The following is a 15,773-nucleotide window of genomic DNA, read 5'->3' as shown; positions in this document are numbered from 1 at the left end:
GCCCGACACCAGCAGCGAGTACGCGATGGGAATGCCCAGCGCCATGGCGCCCAGCAGCGAGCCCAGGAAGATGAAAACGGTCATGGTGAAGTCCTTATCCGGTGGCTTGTGGGCTCAGCGCTGCGGCGCAACGCGAGGCGGCTGGACGTCGGGCTTCATGGGATCGTCCAGGTGCAGGTCGTGCAATGCCGCCAGGTCTTCGGACTCCTGCACCATGACGAGCTCTTCGTCCCTGACCTTGCCGGTGAGCGTGCGCAGGAGCTCACGCAACAGCAGCAGTGCAGCCGAAACGGCGAAGAACACGCCCGCACCGTAGAAGATCGCCACCGACGCACCGGTGACCGGCGCCTGCACGTCGAGGTTGATTTGCGCCTGCGCCAGAGCGCCGCTGAACAGCAGCCCTGTCACGAACAGCATCGTGAGCTGGCTGATGACCAGGCAGACCTTCTTGCCGGTCTTGCCCAGGCGCGAGACCAGCATGTCGGTACCCAGGTGGCCGTGCTCCTTGAGGGCCACGATCGCACCCAGGAAGGTCAGCCACACGAACAGCCAGCGCGAAACTTCCTCGGACACCGTGATGCCGGAGTTGAAGGCGTAGCGCAGCACCACGTTGCCGAACACCAGCACGACCATGACGGCCAGTGCCAGGGCGATCAATGCATCGATCAGACGGCAGTAGCCGTCCAGGAACCTGGACACCATGTTGGTCTCCTTTGATTTGTGGGTACGGAATCCCGGGCTTGTCAGGGGATCTGAGCAATGCGCAGCAGGTTGGTGGTGCCGGAAACGCCAAAGGGCATGCCGGCCGAGATGACGATGGTTTGTCCCGCCTCGCCGAAGCCTTCGCGGCACGCGGTGACGCAGGCCAGGTCGGTGATCTCCGGCATGTCGGCCACGTCGTGGCACAGCACGGCGTGCACACCCCACACCAGCGCCAGGCGCCGTGCCACGGCCAGGCGTGGCGTCATGCCGATGATCGGGGCGCCGGGCCGCTCGCGCGCCATGCGCAGCGCCGAGTAGCCTGCGCTGGTGTAGGCCACCGTGGCCGCGGCCTGCAGCAGCTCCGTCACGTGGCGCACGGCGAAGCCGATGGCGTCCGGCGCATTGGAGGGCGGGTCCGTGCGCGAGGCGTCGATGGCGGCCCGGTAGTGCGGGTCGCCCTCCGTGTGGCCGACGATGCGGCTCATCATGCGCACGGCCTCGACGGGATAGCGCCCGCTGGCCGACTCGGCCGAAAGCATCACCGCGTCGGCGCCCTCGTAAATGGCGGTGGCCACGTCCGAGGCCTCGGCGCGCGTGGGCACCGGGGCAGTGACCATGGATTCGAGCATCTGCGTGGCCACGATCACCGGCTTGCCCGCGCGGCGGCAGGCATGGACGATGCGCTTCTGGATCGCGGGCACGGCTTCAGCGGGCATCTCCACGCCCAGGTCGCCGCGCGCCACCATCACGGCGTCGGTCTCGGCCACGATGGCGTCCAGCGCCGCGATGGCCGCCGGCTTCTCCAGCTTGGCCACGATGCCGGCCCTGCCCTCCACCAGGGCACGGACCTCGGCGATGTCCTGCGGCCGCTGCACGAAGGACAGCGCCACCCAGTCCACACCCAGCTTCAGGCCGAACTGCAGGTCTTTGCGGTCCTTCTCGGTGAGCGCCGAGAGCGGCAGCACCACGCCGGGCACGTTCACGCCCTTGCGGTCCGACAGCGGCCCGCCGTTGAGCACGCGCGTTTGCGCGAAGTCCGCGCCGCAGCGCTCCACTTGCAGGCGCACGCGGCCGTCGTCCAGCAGCAGCTCCGCCCCGGGCTCCAGCGCCGCGAAGATTTCGGGATGAGGCAGCAGCACCCGGCCGGCACTGCCCGGCGCCTTGGCATCGAGATCCAGGCGAAACGCCTGGCCCTCGGCGAGCTGTATCGGCCCGCCGGGAAAGGTGCCGATGCGCAGCTTGGGGCCCTGCAGGTCCAGCAGCACACCGATGGGGCGCCCGCCCTGGCGTTCGACCTCGCGAATGATCTCCAGGCGACGCTGGTGGTCCTCGTGCCTGCCGTGGCTGAAGTTCAGGCGGAAGACGTCGGCGCCGGCGTTGAAAAGGGCCTGTATGGTCTGGAAGTCATCGCTGGCCGGGCCGAGGGTGGCGACGATCTTGGCATGCTTGCTTGGCCGCATTGCAGTGGATCTCTGGTGTGCTTGAACGCGCGCGGCCTTACGGCTTGCGCACCTTCTCGATCTCGCCGAAAAGCTCCTTCACGAGCGTCTCGCCGACCTGGGCGCTGTACTTGGCCACCACGGGCTGGACCTTGGCGCGGATGCGCTCCATTTCCGCCGGCGCGATGGCCGTGACCTGCATGCCGGCAGCCTTGAGCGCCTGCAGCGATTTTTCGTTGACCTCGCGGTTGGTCTTGCGCTGATACACCGCCGCTTCGGTGGCGGCGTCCTGGATGATCTTCTTCTCGTCGGCGGACAGGCCGTCCCAGAACTTCTTGCTCATCAGCAGGGGCAGCGGTGTGTAGCTGTGCCTGGTGACGCTCAGGTACTTCTGCACCTCAAAGAGCTTCGAGCTCTCGACCGTGGTGTACGGGTTCTCCTGGCCGTCCACGGCCTTTTGCTCCAGCGCCGAGTACAGCTCGGGGAAGGGCATCGGCACGGCGTTGGTGCCCAGCGCCGTGAACGTGTCAATGGCCACGCTGTTCTGCTGCACGCGCACCTTCAGGCCCTGCATGTCCTCAAGCTTTTGCACCGGGCGCTTGCTGTTGGTCAGGTTGCGGAAACCGTGCTCGAACCAAGCCAGTCCGACCAGTCCCTTGGCGGGCAGCCGCTCCAGCAGCTGCTTGCCCACGGGGCCGTCCATCACGGCATCCACTTCCTTTTCGTTGTTGAAGAGGAAGGGCAGGTCCAGCGCCGCGAACTCCTTGATGATCCCGACGAGCTGCGACGAGGCGACGGCCGACATCTCCACCGTGCCGCCCTGCATCGCCGACAGCATCTGCACCTCGCCGCCCAGCGTGCCGCCGGCATAGATCTTGACCTTGATCTTGTTGCCGCTGTGCTGGGCCACGAGGTCGGCGAACTTCTGCGCGCCCAGGCCATGCGGATGCTTGATGTCGTAGATGACGGCGTACTTGATGGTGCGTTCCTTGATGTCCGCCGCCATGGCGCCGGTGGCGCCGGCCACGAGCAGCGCGCCCAGCATGCTGGCTGCGAGGGTCTTGAGCTTCACGTTGTTCATCGTTGTCTCCTTGGATTTGTCGTTTACAGGCCGCGGGCGCCGGAAGCCAGGAAGCCTCCGTCCACAGGCAGGGTCACGCCGCTGGTGAAGCCGGCGTCTTCGGATACCAGGTACATCACGGCCGCGGCGATCTCGCCGGTCGTGCCGTAACGGTTCATGGGAATGGCGTTGCAGTACTCCTGGCGGAACTGGTCGGTGTGCAGCGCGCGCGTCATGGGCGTGTCCACCGGACCGGGCGCCACGGCATTGGCCGTCACGCCATGCTCGGCCAGCTCCACGGCCATCTGGCGGGTCAGCGCGATCACGGCGCCCTTGGAGGTGCCGTAAGCCGTGCGGCCCGTGCCGACCGCGCGCATGCCGGCCACCGAGGCGATGTTCACGATGCGCCCCCACTTGTGGCGCACCATCAGGCGGGCCGCCTGCTGCGAGCACAGGAACGCCCCGGTGACGTTGACGTTCATCGTCGCCACGAAGTTGTCCACCGGGAACTCCAGGAACGGGAACACCTTGGCGATGCCGGCACTGTTGACGAGCACGTCGCAGCGGCCGTGGCGCTGCTCCACCGCGGCGAAGGCGCAGGCCACGGATTCCGCGTCGCCCACGTCGATGGCCTGCGCCTCGGCCTGGAAGCCCTGCGCGCGCAGCTCGGCGGCCGTCTTCTCGGCCGCTTCCGTGTCACGGTCGGCCACCACGACCGTCATGCCGGCCGCGGCCAGCCGCTGGCACACGTCGGCGCCGATGCCCATCGCGCCACCGGTGACGAAGGCCACGCGCTGCGGGGAAGTTGCTTGTTGCATGCTGCTTTGCTCCTGTTTCATTGAATTGGGGTGATGGGGCGGCTCAGGCCGGCAGGCCACTGCCCCGGAGTGCCTTCACGAAATAGTCGGCGCTGCCCATCTGCCCGCCCTTGAGGGCCAGCTCCAGCCCTTGCAGGTACGGCTGGTTCGACAGCAGCCGGCACAGCGGCGCACCAGGTGCGAGCCGGGCCTTGATTTCCAGGGCATCGGGCGCCAGCACCTGCGTGATGCGGCTGGAGGTGTCTCCGCCAGAGAGCACCAGCCGGCGCAACGGGTGCGCACGCACGATCGCGTCGACCACCTCGCCCAGCCGGTCGCTGACCAGGCGGCCGCCGTGGTGCCGGGCCGCATCGGCGCTGTAGCCCTGCGCCTGCAGGGCCTGGATCAGCGCATCGATGCGCGCGTCGTCGGGACCGCGGGCGGTGTGCATCACGACACTGGCACCGGTGGCCAGGACATCGAGCACCTCCCGCACCAGGCGCTGCACGGCGGCGCCCGCTTGCGACTCCAGGCTCAAGGCCTGTACGTCGATGGTCACCTCCCTGAAACCTGTATCCACGGCCGTCTGGATCTGCGTGGCGCTCAGGCGTGACGCACTGCCGGAGACCACCAGCACCTGCTCGACCGCTTCAAACTGGCTGTAGCGGTCCGCAGCCTTGGCAGGGGCGGCCTGTCCGTCCTGCTGTTGCCAGTGCTGGGTCAGCCCGTACTCCACGCCGGAGCCACCGACCACGAACAGTGGCGAAGCCTGTGCCGAAGCCATCTGTTGCAGGCATTCGCCCGCCTGCGTCAAGTGCCCGGCCTCCAGGCCGTCGAGCACGACGGCCTGGAAGGAGGGCGCCATGGCCGCCAGCTGCCCGGCCAAGGCGCCCGCAGCCGCCTCGAAGCGGGTCAACGGCAAGTGGCCGATGGGCATCGTCGTTTGCTGGCCCAGGTGCCGGGCCAGATCGGACTCGTGCATGGGCGTGACGGGGTGCACGCTCATGATGGGATGCCGGTCAATCCGGTACACCTGCCCGTCAGTGCCGGAGCGGGCAAAGAGGTGGCCGAACAGGCAGTAGCGCCCAAGGGCCGGCGTGGCGGCCACGATGGGAATGAGCGGCTGGCTGAAGGCCGCCTGCGCCAGCGCCATCACATGGCCGATGCTGCCGGTGGCCGGCGCACTGTCGAAGGTCGAGCAGACCTTGTAGTGCACCAGCGGCGTGGGCAGTGCCGCCAGGCCGGCGAACACGCTCGGCAGGTGGGCATCCAGCTCCGCGGTCGTCATGGCGCGGCTGCTGCCGGCCACGCCGATGGCGTCGAAGCCGCCCAGGGCGTCCATCTGCTGCGGTGTCGGCACCGACAGGAACAGCGCGCAACGCAACCCGCTGAAGGCCAGGACCTCCAGCGCGTCGGTGGAGCCGGTGAAGTCGTCACCGTAGAAGGCCAGGCGCAGCGGCCTGGAAGCGCGTTGGTCGGACATGGCCTGCACCTCAGCGCCCTGCGAAATGCGCCAGCGCCCGTCGCAGCGCCGGGTGGGTGCGGGCGTAGGCCTCCAGCTCCACACCCTGCATGGCGGCTTCCCAGCCTTCGCGCATGCTGTTCACGCCGGCGGCAATGCCGTCCGGGTGGCCGATGATGCCGCCGCCGGCCAGGTGCATCAGGTCGCACGAGCGCAGCTCGCGGTACATGTCCGGCGCCTGCGAGGCCCATTGCCCCGAGGAGAAGACCGGCATCAAGGGCTTGAGGCCGGCGAAGTCCGAGAGGCAGGCGCGGGCCGATTCCAGCACCGACTCGTCGGCCTCCCAGAACTTGCTGCGCAGCCCGTTGACGTGCAGCTGGTCCACGCCCGCCAGGCGCCACAGCTTCTGGTAGGCCTTGAACGAGAAGCCCAGGCCCGGATGGCGCGTGAAGGCTCCCCAGCCGTTGCGATGGCCGTGGATGGGCAGCCGCGCGTGGCGGCGCAGGTGCTCCACGGCGGCGAAGCCGACCCAGTTGACGCTGACCATCACGCAGGTGCCGCCCGCTTCGAGCACCGCGTCGTGCCGGCGCAGCATCTCGTCGATGGAGCCCGAGATGTTGATGGCGTACATCGGCATGCGGCCCAGGCGGTCGGCATGGCGGCGCAGCACCGGCATCACCGCCTTGAGCCGCTCGTCGAAGGGCGCGTAGGGCGGGTCGGCGATCAGCTCGTCGTCCTTGATGAAGTCGATGCCTGCCGTGCACAGGTCGTCCGCCAGCTCGGCGGTCTGCTGCGGTGTCAAGCCGATGCTGGGCTTGATGATGGTGCCGATCAGCGGGCGCTCGAAGACGCCGGCCTGGCGCCGCGTGCCCTCGATGCCGAAGGCCGGCCCCTGGAACTGGGCGGCGTAGTCCGCAGGCAGGTCCAGGTCGAGCAGCCGCAGCGCCGTGACCTCGCCCAGCTCGAACAGGTTGCCCGCCACCGTGGCCAGCAGCGTCGACAGGTTCGCGCCGACGTTGGCGATGGGAAAGGCGATCTCGATCTCGGCACGGTGGAACACCGCCGGATTGCCATGGCGCGCCACGTGGGCGCTCGCCAGCGTGGGCTCCAGCACCGGAGGCAGCGGATCGATGCGCACCACGCGGGCCCGCGAACGTTCCTTGAGCTGCTCGGTTTCGCCGGGCAGCGACAGGAAGGTGCCGCTGGACTGCTCACCGGCGATGACCTGCGCCACCTTTTCCGACGGGACCGCGCTTTCGACGAGGTAGCGAGCACGGAATTCGGCGCGGGGAGAAGTCTGAGTCGTCATGGTGTGAGCTTTTTGCTGCGTCCGATCGAAACGAACGGGCGGGGTGGAAAAGGCTTCGATGGAGCGAGTACTAGATACGGCACCCCTGGCGGACAAACGATATGATTTCCGCCAGCTGTGAGAAAAACTCACTCAACACCCGGATAAACCCGCAGATCGCTTTCACTCACATGGAGAACCGGCATGGGCCTGGAGCGCTTGTCCCTGAATGCCTTGCGCGCCTTCGAGGCGACGGCCCGGCTGCGCAGCTTCAGCGCCGCGGCACAGGAGTTGTCGGTGACGCACGGCGCGGTGAGCCGCCATGTGCGGATGTTGGAAGACACGCTGGGATTGCCGCTGCTCAAGCGCAACGCACACGGTACCGAGACGACCGCCGAGGGGCAGCGCCTGGCCGAAGGCCTTTCACGGGGATTCCAGCTGATTCAGGCCAGCGTCGAGCAGCTCAAGCCCGGGCCGCTGACGCTGTCGTGTTCCGAGTCGATCATGATGTATTGGCTCCTGCCGCGGCTTTCGCGCTTTCAGGAAGCCAATCCGGACGTCGAGCTGCGCTTCAACATGGGCTATGGGCCGGTGGACTTCGCGCGCGACAACATCAGCGTGGCGATCCGCCTGTCCACCATAGAGCCGCCCAAAGACGTCATCCGCACGAGTGCCGTCACGGAGTGGATCGGCCCGGTGTGCTCTCCGGCCTACCTGCGAACCCTTCGGCTCGCTTCACCGGCTGATCTGCCGCGTGCGCGGCTGATGGTCTCGCGCACGCGTCTCCAGGCCTGGGACGACTGGAGCCACTGCTGCGGCACCGACCTCGGGGCATTGCACATCGCCGAGGCCTTCAATCATTTCTACCTGCTGATCCAAGCGGCCAAGTGCGGCCTCGGGATGGCCAACGTGCCACGCATGCTGGTGCACGATGACTTGAACAGCGGAACACTGGTGGCCCCGCTGGGCTTCCTGGCCGGACCCAACAAGCTTTCCATCTGGGTCGCCCCCCACCTGAACCGCCGATCGGACACGGTCAGGCTGGTGGATTGGCTGGCGCAGGAGCTGCGCACGTCGGAACGTTGAGCAGGAAGCGGGCATTCGGCCCGCAAGCGGGCCTCCTACAGGCTCAAGCCAGTTTCACGGCCGACACGGCGGCCCGCAGCCCAAGGAGGTAGCTGTCCACGCCGAAGCCGCAGATCTGGCCGCGCACGATCTCGGCGAACACGGAGTGGTGGCGGAAGGGCTCGCGGGCGTGGATGTTGGACATGTGCAGCTCCACGATGGGGCAGCTCAGGATGGCCAGCGCGTCGCGCAGCCCATAGCTGTAGTGCGTCCAGGCGCCGGCGTTGATGAGCACCGCGTCCACGCCGTCCGCATAGGCCTGGTGGATGCGCCCGGCCATTTCGCCTTCGCTGTTGGTCTGGAAGCTCTCGACGTCGGCGCCCAGCTCCCGGCCCAGCGCGCGCAGTTGCTCGTCGATCTGCGCCAGCGTGACCGTGCCGTACTGCTGGGGGTCGCGCTTGCCGAACATGTTGTGGTTGATGCCGTGCAGCATGAGCACTTTCACGGGGGGCTCCTGAGGAATGAAATGGAAGTGAGGTTGCAATGGCATTGCGATGGCATTGCAATGGCCGCCCTGGAGGACGGCCACTGGCACGGTGACGCTTTACTTGCGCAGCTTGGCGAGCTCGGACTGCAGCGCCGCCACGGTGTCGGCGCCGACGATGGCGGTCTGCTTCTCGATCACGGGCTTGACCTTGTCGCGCAGCTTGGCGATCTCGGCCGGCGGCAGCTCCGTCACCTGCATGCCGGCCTTCTTGAGATCGTCGACGGCGATGTCGGCCTGGGTGCGCGAGACGCCGCGCTGGTAGGTCGTGGCCTGGGCAGCGGCTTCGGTGATCACGGCCCGCTCGTCGGCATTGAGCTTGTCCCAGAACTTCCTGGACACGATCAACGCCTGCGGGTTGTAGATGTGGCGTGTGAGCGCGAGGTACTTCTGCACCTCGTAAATCTTGTTGGCCTTGATGACGGTGGCCGGGTTCTCGTGGCCGTCTATGGCCTTTTGCTCCAGCGCCGGGTAGACCTCGGGGAAAGGCATGGGCGTGGCGTTGGCGCCCAGCGCGTTGAAGATGTCCACGTAGATCGGCGACTGGATGACGCGGATCTTCAGCCCCGCGATGTCGTCGGCCTTGTTGATGGGGCGCTTGCTGTTGGTGAGGTTGCGAAAGCCCAGGTCCCAGTAGTTCAGGCCGACCAGCCCCTTGGGCTCCAGCTTGGCAAACAGGTTCTTGCCGAACATGCCATCGGTCACGGCATCGGCTTCCTGCGCGCTGTTGAACAGGAAGGGAAAATCGTAGACGGCGAATTCCTTGACCTGCGACTGCAGGATGCCGGCGTTGAGCACGGTCATTTCGATGGTGCCGCCCTGCAGGGCCGACACGGTCTGCACGTCGCCGCCCAGCTGCCCGGAAGCGTAGAGCTTGACCTGCATCTTGCCGCCGGACTTCTGCGCCACCAGGTCGGCGAACTTCTGTGCGCCCTGCCCCTGGGGATGCTCCTTCGGGTTCTGGAACGCGAACTTGATGGCGTGCTCACGGATGTCGGCGGCCTGCGCGACGACGGGAAGCAGGGCCGCGACGGCGGCGGCCACGAAGGTGCGGCGGACGAGTTTCATGCGCTTGTCTCCTGAGTTTGGGCGCTTGTGGAAAGTCTTTGTTCTTGCTGTGAGCCTGCCCTGCCCTTCCCTTCAGGGGCGGGGCGTTGAAGCCGCGGCGGCGCCAGCGCGCGGCCGCGCCGGGCTGTCAGGCGAGCAGCACCGTCAGTTGCCGGATCAACGCTGCCGTGTCGGGGCGCACGCCGCGCCACCACTGGAAGGCCTCGGCCGCCTGCTCCACCAGCATGCCGACGCCGTCGGCCACGCGCTGCACGCCGGCGCCCTGGGCCAGGCGCAGGAAGGGCGTGAGCCCCTTGGCATAGGCCAGCTCGTAGGCCAGTTGCGCCTGGCTGAACACGCTGGCGGGCACCGCGGGCAGCTCGCCCGCGAGGCTGGCGGAGGTGGCGTTGAGCACGATGTCGAAGGACAAACCTTCCAGATCGTGCAGGCCGCAGCCGCGGATGGCGCCGGCATCGCCGCACTGCTGCGCCAGCGCCTGCGCCTTGGCCGCCGTGCGGTTGGCCAGCACGAACGCCGCCGGCTGCTGGGCCAGGAAGGGCAGCAGCGCCCCGCGGGCGGCACCGCCCGCGCCCAGCATCAGCACGCGCTTGCCCTGGAGGCTGAAGCCCAGGTTGCGCTGGATGTCGTTGACCAGGCCGATGCCGTCGAAGTTCTCTGCCCGCACCCGCTCGCCATCGAAGGCCAGCGCGTTGGCCGCGCCGGCCAGCCGCGCGGCTTCCGAGACCTCGGTGGCGTAGGCAAAGGCATCGAGCTTGAACGGGGCCGTGATGTTCACGCCCCGGGCACCGTCAGCGCGGAAGGCGTCCACCGTTTCCTTGAACCGGCCCAGCGGCGCTTCGAGCCGGGTGTACTCGATGTCCTGCCCGCTCTGGCGGGCGAACTCGGTGTGGATCAGCGGCGACTTGGAAAAGCCCACCGGGTTGCCGACGATGGCGTAGCGATCGGTCATGGCGGTCGTCCTTCAGAGCTTGGAAATGGCTGCCTCGGCAGCAACGGCGGCAACGGCTGCCTCGGCGTAGAGCACGCCCTCGGCCTCTAGGCGGGCGATGTCCTCGGTGCCGTAGCCCAGGCTTTGGGCGATGGCGCGGTTGTGCTGGCCCATCAGCGGCGCGGGCACAGTCTGCCTGGTGTCGCAGTCCGAGAAGCGGAACGGCGTGTTGGGCAGTTTGACTTTGCCCAGCACCGGGTGCTCGTGCTCGGTGACGACCTCGCGGGCGATGATCTGCGGGTCCTGCAGCACTTCGTCGATGCGCTGCACCTTGGCGCAGGGCACGTCTATGGCGTCCAGCGCCGCCAGGCACTCGGCCACGCTGCGCGTCTCGGTCCAGGCCCGCACCACGGGCAGGATCTCCAGCCGGTGCGCGTTGCGCCCGGCCGCGCTGTGAAAGCGCGTGTCGGCCGCGAAGGCTTCGCCGCCCACCAGCCGGGCCAGCCGCTTCCACGCGTCGTCGACCTGCGCCGCGATCACGAGGTAGCCGTCGGTGGCGGTGAACACGCCGTAGAGCGTGCTGGTGGGCAGGTCGTGGCCGGTCTGCACCGGCACCTCCTGGCCGCCGGAGAGCGTGTAGCCCTGGATGGCGTACTCGTGCATGGACACCAGCGTGTCGTAGAGCGCCATGTCGATGTGCCGGCCCTTGCCGCTCTTGACGCGCCCCAGCAGCGCCGCGCAGACCGCGGCCACGCCGTGCGCGCCGGTGTAGAGGTCGCCCAGCGCGATGCGCAGCAGCGGCGGCGCCTCGCCGGGCTTGCCCACCATGGCCATGATGCCGCTCTTGGCCTCGGCGATCAGGCCGAAGCCGGCCCGATGCGAGTCCGGGCCGGTGTGGCCGTAGGCCGACACCGAGCAGTACACCAGCCCCGGGTTGCGCCGGGAAAGCGCCTCGTAGCCCAGGCCCAGCTTGTCCAGCGCGCCGGGGCGGTAGTTCTCGACGAACACGTCGGCCGTGTCCACCAGCTTGTGCATCAGCTCCAGCCCGCGCGGGTCCTTGAGGTTGATGCACAGGCCCTGCTTGCCCATGTTCTGCTGCAGGTAGTAGCCGCTTTGCCCGTTGATGAAGTAGGCGTGCTGGCGCCCCGCGTCACCCGTGGTTGGGCGCTCGACCTTGATGACCTCGGCGCCCAGGGCTGCCAGGCAGCGCGAGAGGTAGGGGCCGGCCAGGAAGTGGCTGTAGTCGATGACGCGTATGCCTGCCAGCGGCAAGGTTTCACTGTTGCTCATGGAATGCTCCAGGCTCGTTGCAGTCGCAATCAGGCCGAAATCAGGCCGCGGACGGGCGCAGCGGGATCATCAGCCGGTGCTCGCCCTTCTGGACCACCTCGCCGCGCTGGTTGATCAGCTCCGAGGGCAGGATCACGATGCCCCAGCCCGGGCGGCTCTTGCTCCGGCGCGCCGTGCCGACGCGGAACTTCACGCGCACCTTGTCGCCGAGCTTGATGGGCAGCGCGAAGTCCCAGGTCCAGCCCATGGACATGCCCGGCTGGAAGCGCAGCGCACTGCGGGTCTTCAGGCCGTCCGCAATGGACAGGCCAAACAGGCCATGCGCGACGCGGGTGCCGAAGGGCGTGGTGCGGGCATAGTCCTCGTCGGTGTGCACGGGCGTGAAGTCGCCGGTCAGCTCGGCGTAGGCCATCACGCGCGCTTCGGTCACCTCGTACTCGGGGCTGGTGCACTCGGCGCCTTCCTGGACTTCGTCCCAGTACAGCTCGGGCGTGCCGGGGTCGGGGCTGTGGCTCATGTCTCGTTCCTTGGATTGGTGTCTTGGTTCACGGCAGGGATGCGGCCTCAGGCGCGCGGGTCCACCGCCAGCGCCTCGTCCACGGCGTTGCCGGTGGCTTGCAGGATTTCCACCGCCAGCCCGTCGGGCAGGCGCAGCCAGTTGCGGCCTTGGGGCATTTGCGTCACCCCAAAGGGCTTGGCGGCCTCCAGCGCGGCTTCCAGGTCGCTGGTCATCACGCCCAGGTGCGCCAGGCGCCCTTCCGGGCCTTCGAAGGCCGGGTCCTGGATGAACTGCATGCCGCCGATCGTCCAGACCTGGCGTGGCGCCTCGGGGTCGCCATCGACCATGCGCGTCGTCATGCCCAGCACGTCGCGAAAGAAACGCAGGTGCCACTGCAAGTCCTTCACGCGCACGGCCACGTGCTCGACGTAGGAACGGGTATTTGCCGTCATGGGATGTCTCCTTGTTTGATTCAGGCGGCGTGCAGCCGGCGCTCGATGCCCTTGATGCAGGCCACCAGCGTGCGGTTGACGGGCGTGGGCACGCCCAGGCGCTCGCCCTGGCGGACGACGGCGCCGTTGATGAAATCGACCTCGGTGACGGAGCCCTTCTCCAGGCTCTGCAGCATCGAGGTCTTGAACTGCGGCGGCAGCCCGGCGCTGGCCTTGAGCCAGGGCTGGCGCGGGTCGGTCATGGAGAGCTGCACGCCCTGCGCCTGCGCCACGGCCATGGCCTCGGCCACGGCGGCCAGGGCGGTCTGCTCGATCTCCGGCACGGCGTAGAGGTCGCCATAGGTCAGGCCCGTGATGCCGGCCAGCGCGCCGGTGGCCACGTTGACCAGCAGCTTGTCCCACATCGTGCCGAGGATGTTGTCGCTGACGACGCAGCGCAGCCCGGCCGACTCGAAAGCCTTGGCCACCGCCTGGGCGCGAAAGCTCAGCGTGCCGTCCAGTTCGCCTATGAGCGTTTCCTTGTCCTTGACGCCTATGCGCACCTGGCCCGGCGCCAGCAGCACGCCGCCCACGTAGGTCTTGCCGGCCATCACGCGCTGGCGGCCCACGGCGGCGATGAGCTCGTCCTCATGCCCCAGGCCGTTTTGCAGCGACATCACCACCGTGTCGGGGCCGACGACGGCGGACGCCATCGCCATCGCGCGCCGGGTGTCGAAGGACTTCACCAGCACGATGACCAGGTCCATGGGCTCCAGGGCGGCGGTGTCCGTGGCGGCGTGAACCCTCACGCGGCGCTCCACGCCGTCCTCGACCAGGCACAAGCCCTCGCGGTTCATGGCGTCCACATGGGCGGCATTGCGCGTCACCAGCGTGACCTCGCAGCCGCTTTCGGCCAGCACCCCACCGATGGCACATCCCAGGGCGCCCGCGCCCAATACACAAATCTTCAAGCTCATACCTCGCCGCTTGATGCCGCCAACTGCCACCTCTCGGCGGCGCATGGGGCGTGACGATAGGCAGGCGCCCAGCTGTTGGCTATGCAATGCCGGCAATACACTTCATTGCCTCACGCAATGAAGCATGGCCATGAGCACCGAAGACATCCCGCTGCCCGACCTCAAGCTGCTGCGCCTGTTCGAGCTGCTGTATGCCACGGGCAGCGTCACGCGCGCCGCCGAGCAGCTTGGGCAAAGCCAGCCCACGGTGAGCATCTGGCTGGCGCGGCTGCGCGAGCTGCTGCACGACCCGCTGTTCGTCCGCACACCCGCGGGCATGCAGCCCACGCCGCGCGCGCAAGCGCTCATAGGCACCGTGCGCGACGCGCTGGCCTGCGTGCGGCGCCTGGCCGAGACCGCGCCGGACTTCGACCCGGCGCAGGCCAAGCGGCGCTTTCGCATCTGCATGACCGACGCCAGCCACGTCACGCTGCTGCCGCAGATGCTGGCCCACGTGCGGGCCGTGGCGCCGGGCGTGCGGCTGGAGGCCGCGCGCATAGACGCCGACACCGCTCGCGCCCTGGAGGCGGGCGATGCCGACCTGGCCATCGGCCTGGTGCCGGGCCTGGAGGCGGGCTTCTACCAGCAGACGCTCTTCGCGCAGGACTGGGTGTGCCTGGCCAACCGCCGCCATCCGCGGCTGGCCGACGGGCGGCTCACGCTGCGCCGCTACGAGGCCGAGCCGCACGTGGCCATCGCCGCGGGCACCGGCTACCAGTTGCTGGCGGCCGTGCTCAAGGAGCGCCAGATCACGCGCGACGTGCACCTGGAGCTGCCGGGCTTCCTGGGGCTGCCGGCCATCGTCTCCACCACGGACCTCGTGGCCACGCTGCCGCGCCACATCGGCGAGACCCTGGCGCGCACGGCCGACCTGCTGGTGCTCAAATGCCCGCTGCCCCTACCGGGCTTCGAGGTCAAGCAGCACTGGCACGCCCGCTTCCACCACGATGCGGCCAACCGCTGGCTGCGCGGCGTGTGCGCGGCGCTGTTCATGCGGGAAGGCGCAGATCGCAAGGGCACGGCCCGTCCGGGCAAGTAAGGGCGGCCAGCATTGCCGGCTTTCATCACCCCCGGCCCGTGGCTGGCCACAAACCGCTTCAACACCCATTTCGTGAATGCCATGACCCACACCCCGTTGCCCCCGTTGCTGTCTCCCTGCGCCAGCCCGCTGGTCCTGCTGGAGCACGTGAACCTGACGCAGCCGGACCAGCAGCTCGCCACGCTCTTCTACGTCGTGGGCCTGGGCTTCACACGCGACCCGTTCCTCATGGTGGGCCTCGACAACATGTGGATCAACGTGGGCCGCACGCAGATGCACCTGCCCACGCGGGCGCCGCAGCGCCTGCGCGGACGCATCGGCCTGACGGTGCCGTGGCTGCGGCAACTGCCGGCCCGCCTGGAGCCCTTGCGCTCCGCTCTGGCGCACACCGAGTTCGAGCTGCGGACCGTAGACGACACGCTGGAGCTGCGCTGCCCGTGGGGCAACACGTTCATCGTCCACGCCGGGGCGCCGCAGCAGACGCTGCCGGGCATCGCCTACGTTGAGTTCGACGTGCCGGCGGGCACGGCCGAAGGCATCGCACGCTTTTATGCCGACGGTCTGGGCGCACCGGCCGAGGTACGGGCGACGCAGCAAGGCGCGCCCATGGCACTGGTGAAGCTGGCCAACGGACAGTCCTTGCGCTTTGCCGAAACGGCCGCGCCCTTGCCGCCCTACGACGGGCATCACATCCAGGTCTACCTGGACGGCGCCGAGCCGGCCCACCGCCGCCTGCAGGCGCTCGGCCTGGTGCGGCGTGACCGCGGGCCCGGCGACTGGCGCTTCGTGGACCTGGTCGATCCCGCTGATGGCCGGCTGCTGTACCAGTTGGAGCACGAGATGCGCGACCTCGCCCACCCGCTCTATGGCCGCCGCCTCGTCAACCGCAACCCCGGCCAGGTCCAGGCGGCCTACCGGCCGGGCGAGGATGAATTGCCGGCAGGTTGAAGGCAAAGCGAACACTCAGCCACAACTTCTTGTGGCTGCCGGCTCGCCTCGCACCGTCGAGGCCGCGGGCCTCCTACGAGCCTTGGAATCCGGCTGGCTCAGGCCAGCACAGCCTGTCCCTTGGCAGTTTCAACGCTGCCCGCCAGCAGCGGCGACAACATCGGGTCCACACAGCGGCGCGGCTCCACGAGCTGCAA

16 protein-coding genes are annotated in these 15,773 nt (G+C 68.4%); 3 read left to right on the top strand and 13 right to left on the bottom strand.

Going from position 1 to position 15,773, the window contains the following annotated elements; genetic code table 11:
- Window positions 1-114: 114 nt before the first annotated feature.
- The 6 genes from ALA01S_RS27295 to ALA01S_RS27270 are packed head-to-tail and all read right to left on the bottom strand — an operon-like array spanning window position 115 to window position 6,769.
- A complete protein-coding gene (locus tag ALA01S_RS27295; RefSeq protein ID WP_174548663.1) occupies window positions 115-702 on the bottom strand; it encodes a TRAP transporter small permease in 588 nt (195 codons plus the stop codon).
- 41 nt (window positions 703-743) lie between these two features.
- Entirely contained in the window at window positions 744-2,162 is a 1,419-nt protein-coding gene (pyk, locus tag ALA01S_RS27290; protein WP_066342426.1) for a pyruvate kinase, read from the bottom strand.
- Between the two features lie 37 nt (window positions 2,163-2,199).
- Window positions 2,200-3,222: a TRAP transporter substrate-binding protein gene (locus ALA01S_RS27285; protein ID WP_066342425.1), complete on the bottom strand. Its 1,023-nt coding sequence runs from the start codon at window positions 3,220-3,222 to the stop codon at window positions 2,200-2,202.
- A 23-nt stretch (window positions 3,223-3,245) separates the two neighbouring features.
- The gene (locus tag ALA01S_RS27280) at window positions 3,246-4,019 is read right to left on the bottom strand and encodes an SDR family NAD(P)-dependent oxidoreductase (RefSeq protein WP_066342424.1); all 774 of its coding nucleotides are present in this window, start codon (window positions 4,017-4,019) and stop codon (window positions 3,246-3,248) included.
- Window positions 4,020-4,062: 43 nt separating this feature from the next.
- A complete protein-coding gene (locus ALA01S_RS27275) occupies window positions 4,063-5,481 on the bottom strand; it encodes a four-carbon acid sugar kinase family protein (protein ID WP_066342430.1) in 1,419 nt (472 codons plus the stop codon).
- A 10-nt stretch (window positions 5,482-5,491) separates the two neighbouring features.
- Window positions 5,492-6,769, bottom strand: coding sequence for a ribulose-bisphosphate carboxylase large subunit family protein (locus ALA01S_RS27270; protein WP_066342423.1), 1,278 nt, complete (start codon window positions 6,767-6,769; stop codon window positions 5,492-5,494).
- A 183-nt stretch (window positions 6,770-6,952) separates the two neighbouring features.
- Here ALA01S_RS27270 and ALA01S_RS27265 point away from each other — a divergent pair, with 183 nt between their 5' ends.
- Entirely contained in the window at window positions 6,953-7,834 is an 882-nt protein-coding gene (locus ALA01S_RS27265; protein ID WP_066342422.1) for a LysR substrate-binding domain-containing protein, read from the top strand.
- 43 nt (window positions 7,835-7,877) lie between these two features.
- Here the strand turns inward: ALA01S_RS27265 and aroQ are convergent, their stop codons facing one another.
- From aroQ to ALA01S_RS27230, 7 genes are all read right to left on the bottom strand, one after another.
- Complete coding sequence (aroQ, locus tag ALA01S_RS27260) at window positions 7,878-8,306, bottom strand: type II 3-dehydroquinate dehydratase (RefSeq protein ID WP_373863014.1); 429 nt, start codon at window positions 8,304-8,306, stop codon at window positions 7,878-7,880.
- A 111-nt stretch (window positions 8,307-8,417) separates the two neighbouring features.
- Window positions 8,418-9,425, bottom strand: coding sequence for a TRAP transporter substrate-binding protein (locus tag ALA01S_RS27255; protein WP_066342420.1), 1,008 nt, complete (start codon window positions 9,423-9,425; stop codon window positions 8,418-8,420).
- 127 nt (window positions 9,426-9,552) lie between these two features.
- Window positions 9,553-10,374, bottom strand: a complete 822-nt coding sequence (gene aroE, locus ALA01S_RS27250) for a shikimate dehydrogenase (protein ID WP_066342419.1) — start codon at window positions 10,372-10,374, stop codon at window positions 9,553-9,555.
- Window positions 10,375-10,386: 12 nt separating this feature from the next.
- Window positions 10,387-11,643, bottom strand: a complete 1,257-nt coding sequence (locus ALA01S_RS27245; protein ID WP_066342418.1) for a CaiB/BaiF CoA transferase family protein — start codon at window positions 11,641-11,643, stop codon at window positions 10,387-10,389.
- Between the two features lie 40 nt (window positions 11,644-11,683).
- A complete protein-coding gene (locus ALA01S_RS27240) occupies window positions 11,684-12,160 on the bottom strand; it encodes a MaoC family dehydratase (RefSeq protein WP_066342417.1) in 477 nt (158 codons plus the stop codon).
- A 47-nt stretch (window positions 12,161-12,207) separates the two neighbouring features.
- Complete coding sequence (locus ALA01S_RS27235) at window positions 12,208-12,594, bottom strand: VOC family protein (protein WP_066342416.1); 387 nt, start codon at window positions 12,592-12,594, stop codon at window positions 12,208-12,210.
- Between the two features lie 20 nt (window positions 12,595-12,614).
- Window positions 12,615-13,544, bottom strand: coding sequence for a ketopantoate reductase family protein (locus ALA01S_RS27230; protein ID WP_066342429.1), 930 nt, complete (start codon window positions 13,542-13,544; stop codon window positions 12,615-12,617).
- Between the two features lie 136 nt (window positions 13,545-13,680).
- Between ALA01S_RS27230 and ALA01S_RS27225 the strand changes: the two genes are divergently transcribed.
- Window positions 13,681-14,628, top strand: a complete 948-nt coding sequence (locus tag ALA01S_RS27225; protein ID WP_066342428.1) for a LysR family transcriptional regulator — start codon at window positions 13,681-13,683, stop codon at window positions 14,626-14,628.
- An 81-nt stretch (window positions 14,629-14,709) separates the two neighbouring features.
- The gene (locus ALA01S_RS27220) at window positions 14,710-15,576 is read left to right on the top strand and encodes a VOC family protein (protein ID WP_066342427.1); all 867 of its coding nucleotides are present in this window, start codon (window positions 14,710-14,712) and stop codon (window positions 15,574-15,576) included.
- Window positions 15,577-15,773: the final 197 nt, after the last annotated feature.

It is taken from the genome of Azohydromonas lata NBRC 102462, from assembly GCF_001571085.1.
Classification (GTDB): Bacteria; Pseudomonadota; Gammaproteobacteria; order Burkholderiales; family Burkholderiaceae_C; genus Azohydromonas; species Azohydromonas lata.
Note: the sequence above shows the minus strand (reverse complement) of the source record. Positions and strands in the feature narration are given on the sequence as shown.

Excerpts from the sequence above, each read along its gene's own strand:
- ALA01S_RS27295 (WP_174548663.1), bottom strand. The coding sequence starts at position 702 with ATGGTGTCCAGGTTCCTGGACGGCTACTGCCGTCTGATCGATGCATTG.
- pyk (WP_066342426.1), bottom strand. The coding sequence starts at position 2,162 with ATGCGGCCAAGCAAGCATGCCAAGATCGTCGCCACCCTCGGCCCGGCC.
- ALA01S_RS27285 (WP_066342425.1), bottom strand. The coding sequence starts at position 3,222 with ATGAACAACGTGAAGCTCAAGACCCTCGCAGCCAGCATGCTGGGCGCG.
- ALA01S_RS27280 (WP_066342424.1), bottom strand. The coding sequence starts at position 4,019 with ATGCAACAAGCAACTTCCCCGCAGCGCGTGGCCTTCGTCACCGGTGGC.
- ALA01S_RS27275 (WP_066342430.1), bottom strand. The coding sequence starts at position 5,481 with ATGTCCGACCAACGCGCTTCCAGGCCGCTGCGCCTGGCCTTCTACGGT.
- ALA01S_RS27270 (WP_066342423.1), bottom strand. The coding sequence starts at position 6,769 with ATGACGACTCAGACTTCTCCCCGCGCCGAATTCCGTGCTCGCTACCTC.
- ALA01S_RS27265 (WP_066342422.1), top strand. The coding sequence starts at position 6,953 with ATGGGCCTGGAGCGCTTGTCCCTGAATGCCTTGCGCGCCTTCGAGGCG.
- aroQ (WP_373863014.1), bottom strand. The coding sequence starts at position 8,306 with ATGCTGCACGGCATCAACCACAACATGTTCGGCAAGCGCGACCCCCAG.
- ALA01S_RS27255 (WP_066342420.1), bottom strand. The coding sequence starts at position 9,425 with ATGAAACTCGTCCGCCGCACCTTCGTGGCCGCCGCCGTCGCGGCCCTG.
- aroE (WP_066342419.1), bottom strand. The coding sequence starts at position 10,374 with ATGACCGATCGCTACGCCATCGTCGGCAACCCGGTGGGCTTTTCCAAG.
- ALA01S_RS27245 (WP_066342418.1), bottom strand. The coding sequence starts at position 11,643 with ATGAGCAACAGTGAAACCTTGCCGCTGGCAGGCATACGCGTCATCGAC.
- ALA01S_RS27240 (WP_066342417.1), bottom strand. The coding sequence starts at position 12,160 with ATGAGCCACAGCCCCGACCCCGGCACGCCCGAGCTGTACTGGGACGAA.
- ALA01S_RS27235 (WP_066342416.1), bottom strand. The coding sequence starts at position 12,594 with ATGACGGCAAATACCCGTTCCTACGTCGAGCACGTGGCCGTGCGCGTG.
- ALA01S_RS27225 (WP_066342428.1), top strand. The coding sequence starts at position 13,681 with ATGAGCACCGAAGACATCCCGCTGCCCGACCTCAAGCTGCTGCGCCTG.
- ALA01S_RS27220 (WP_066342427.1), top strand. The coding sequence starts at position 14,710 with ATGACCCACACCCCGTTGCCCCCGTTGCTGTCTCCCTGCGCCAGCCCG.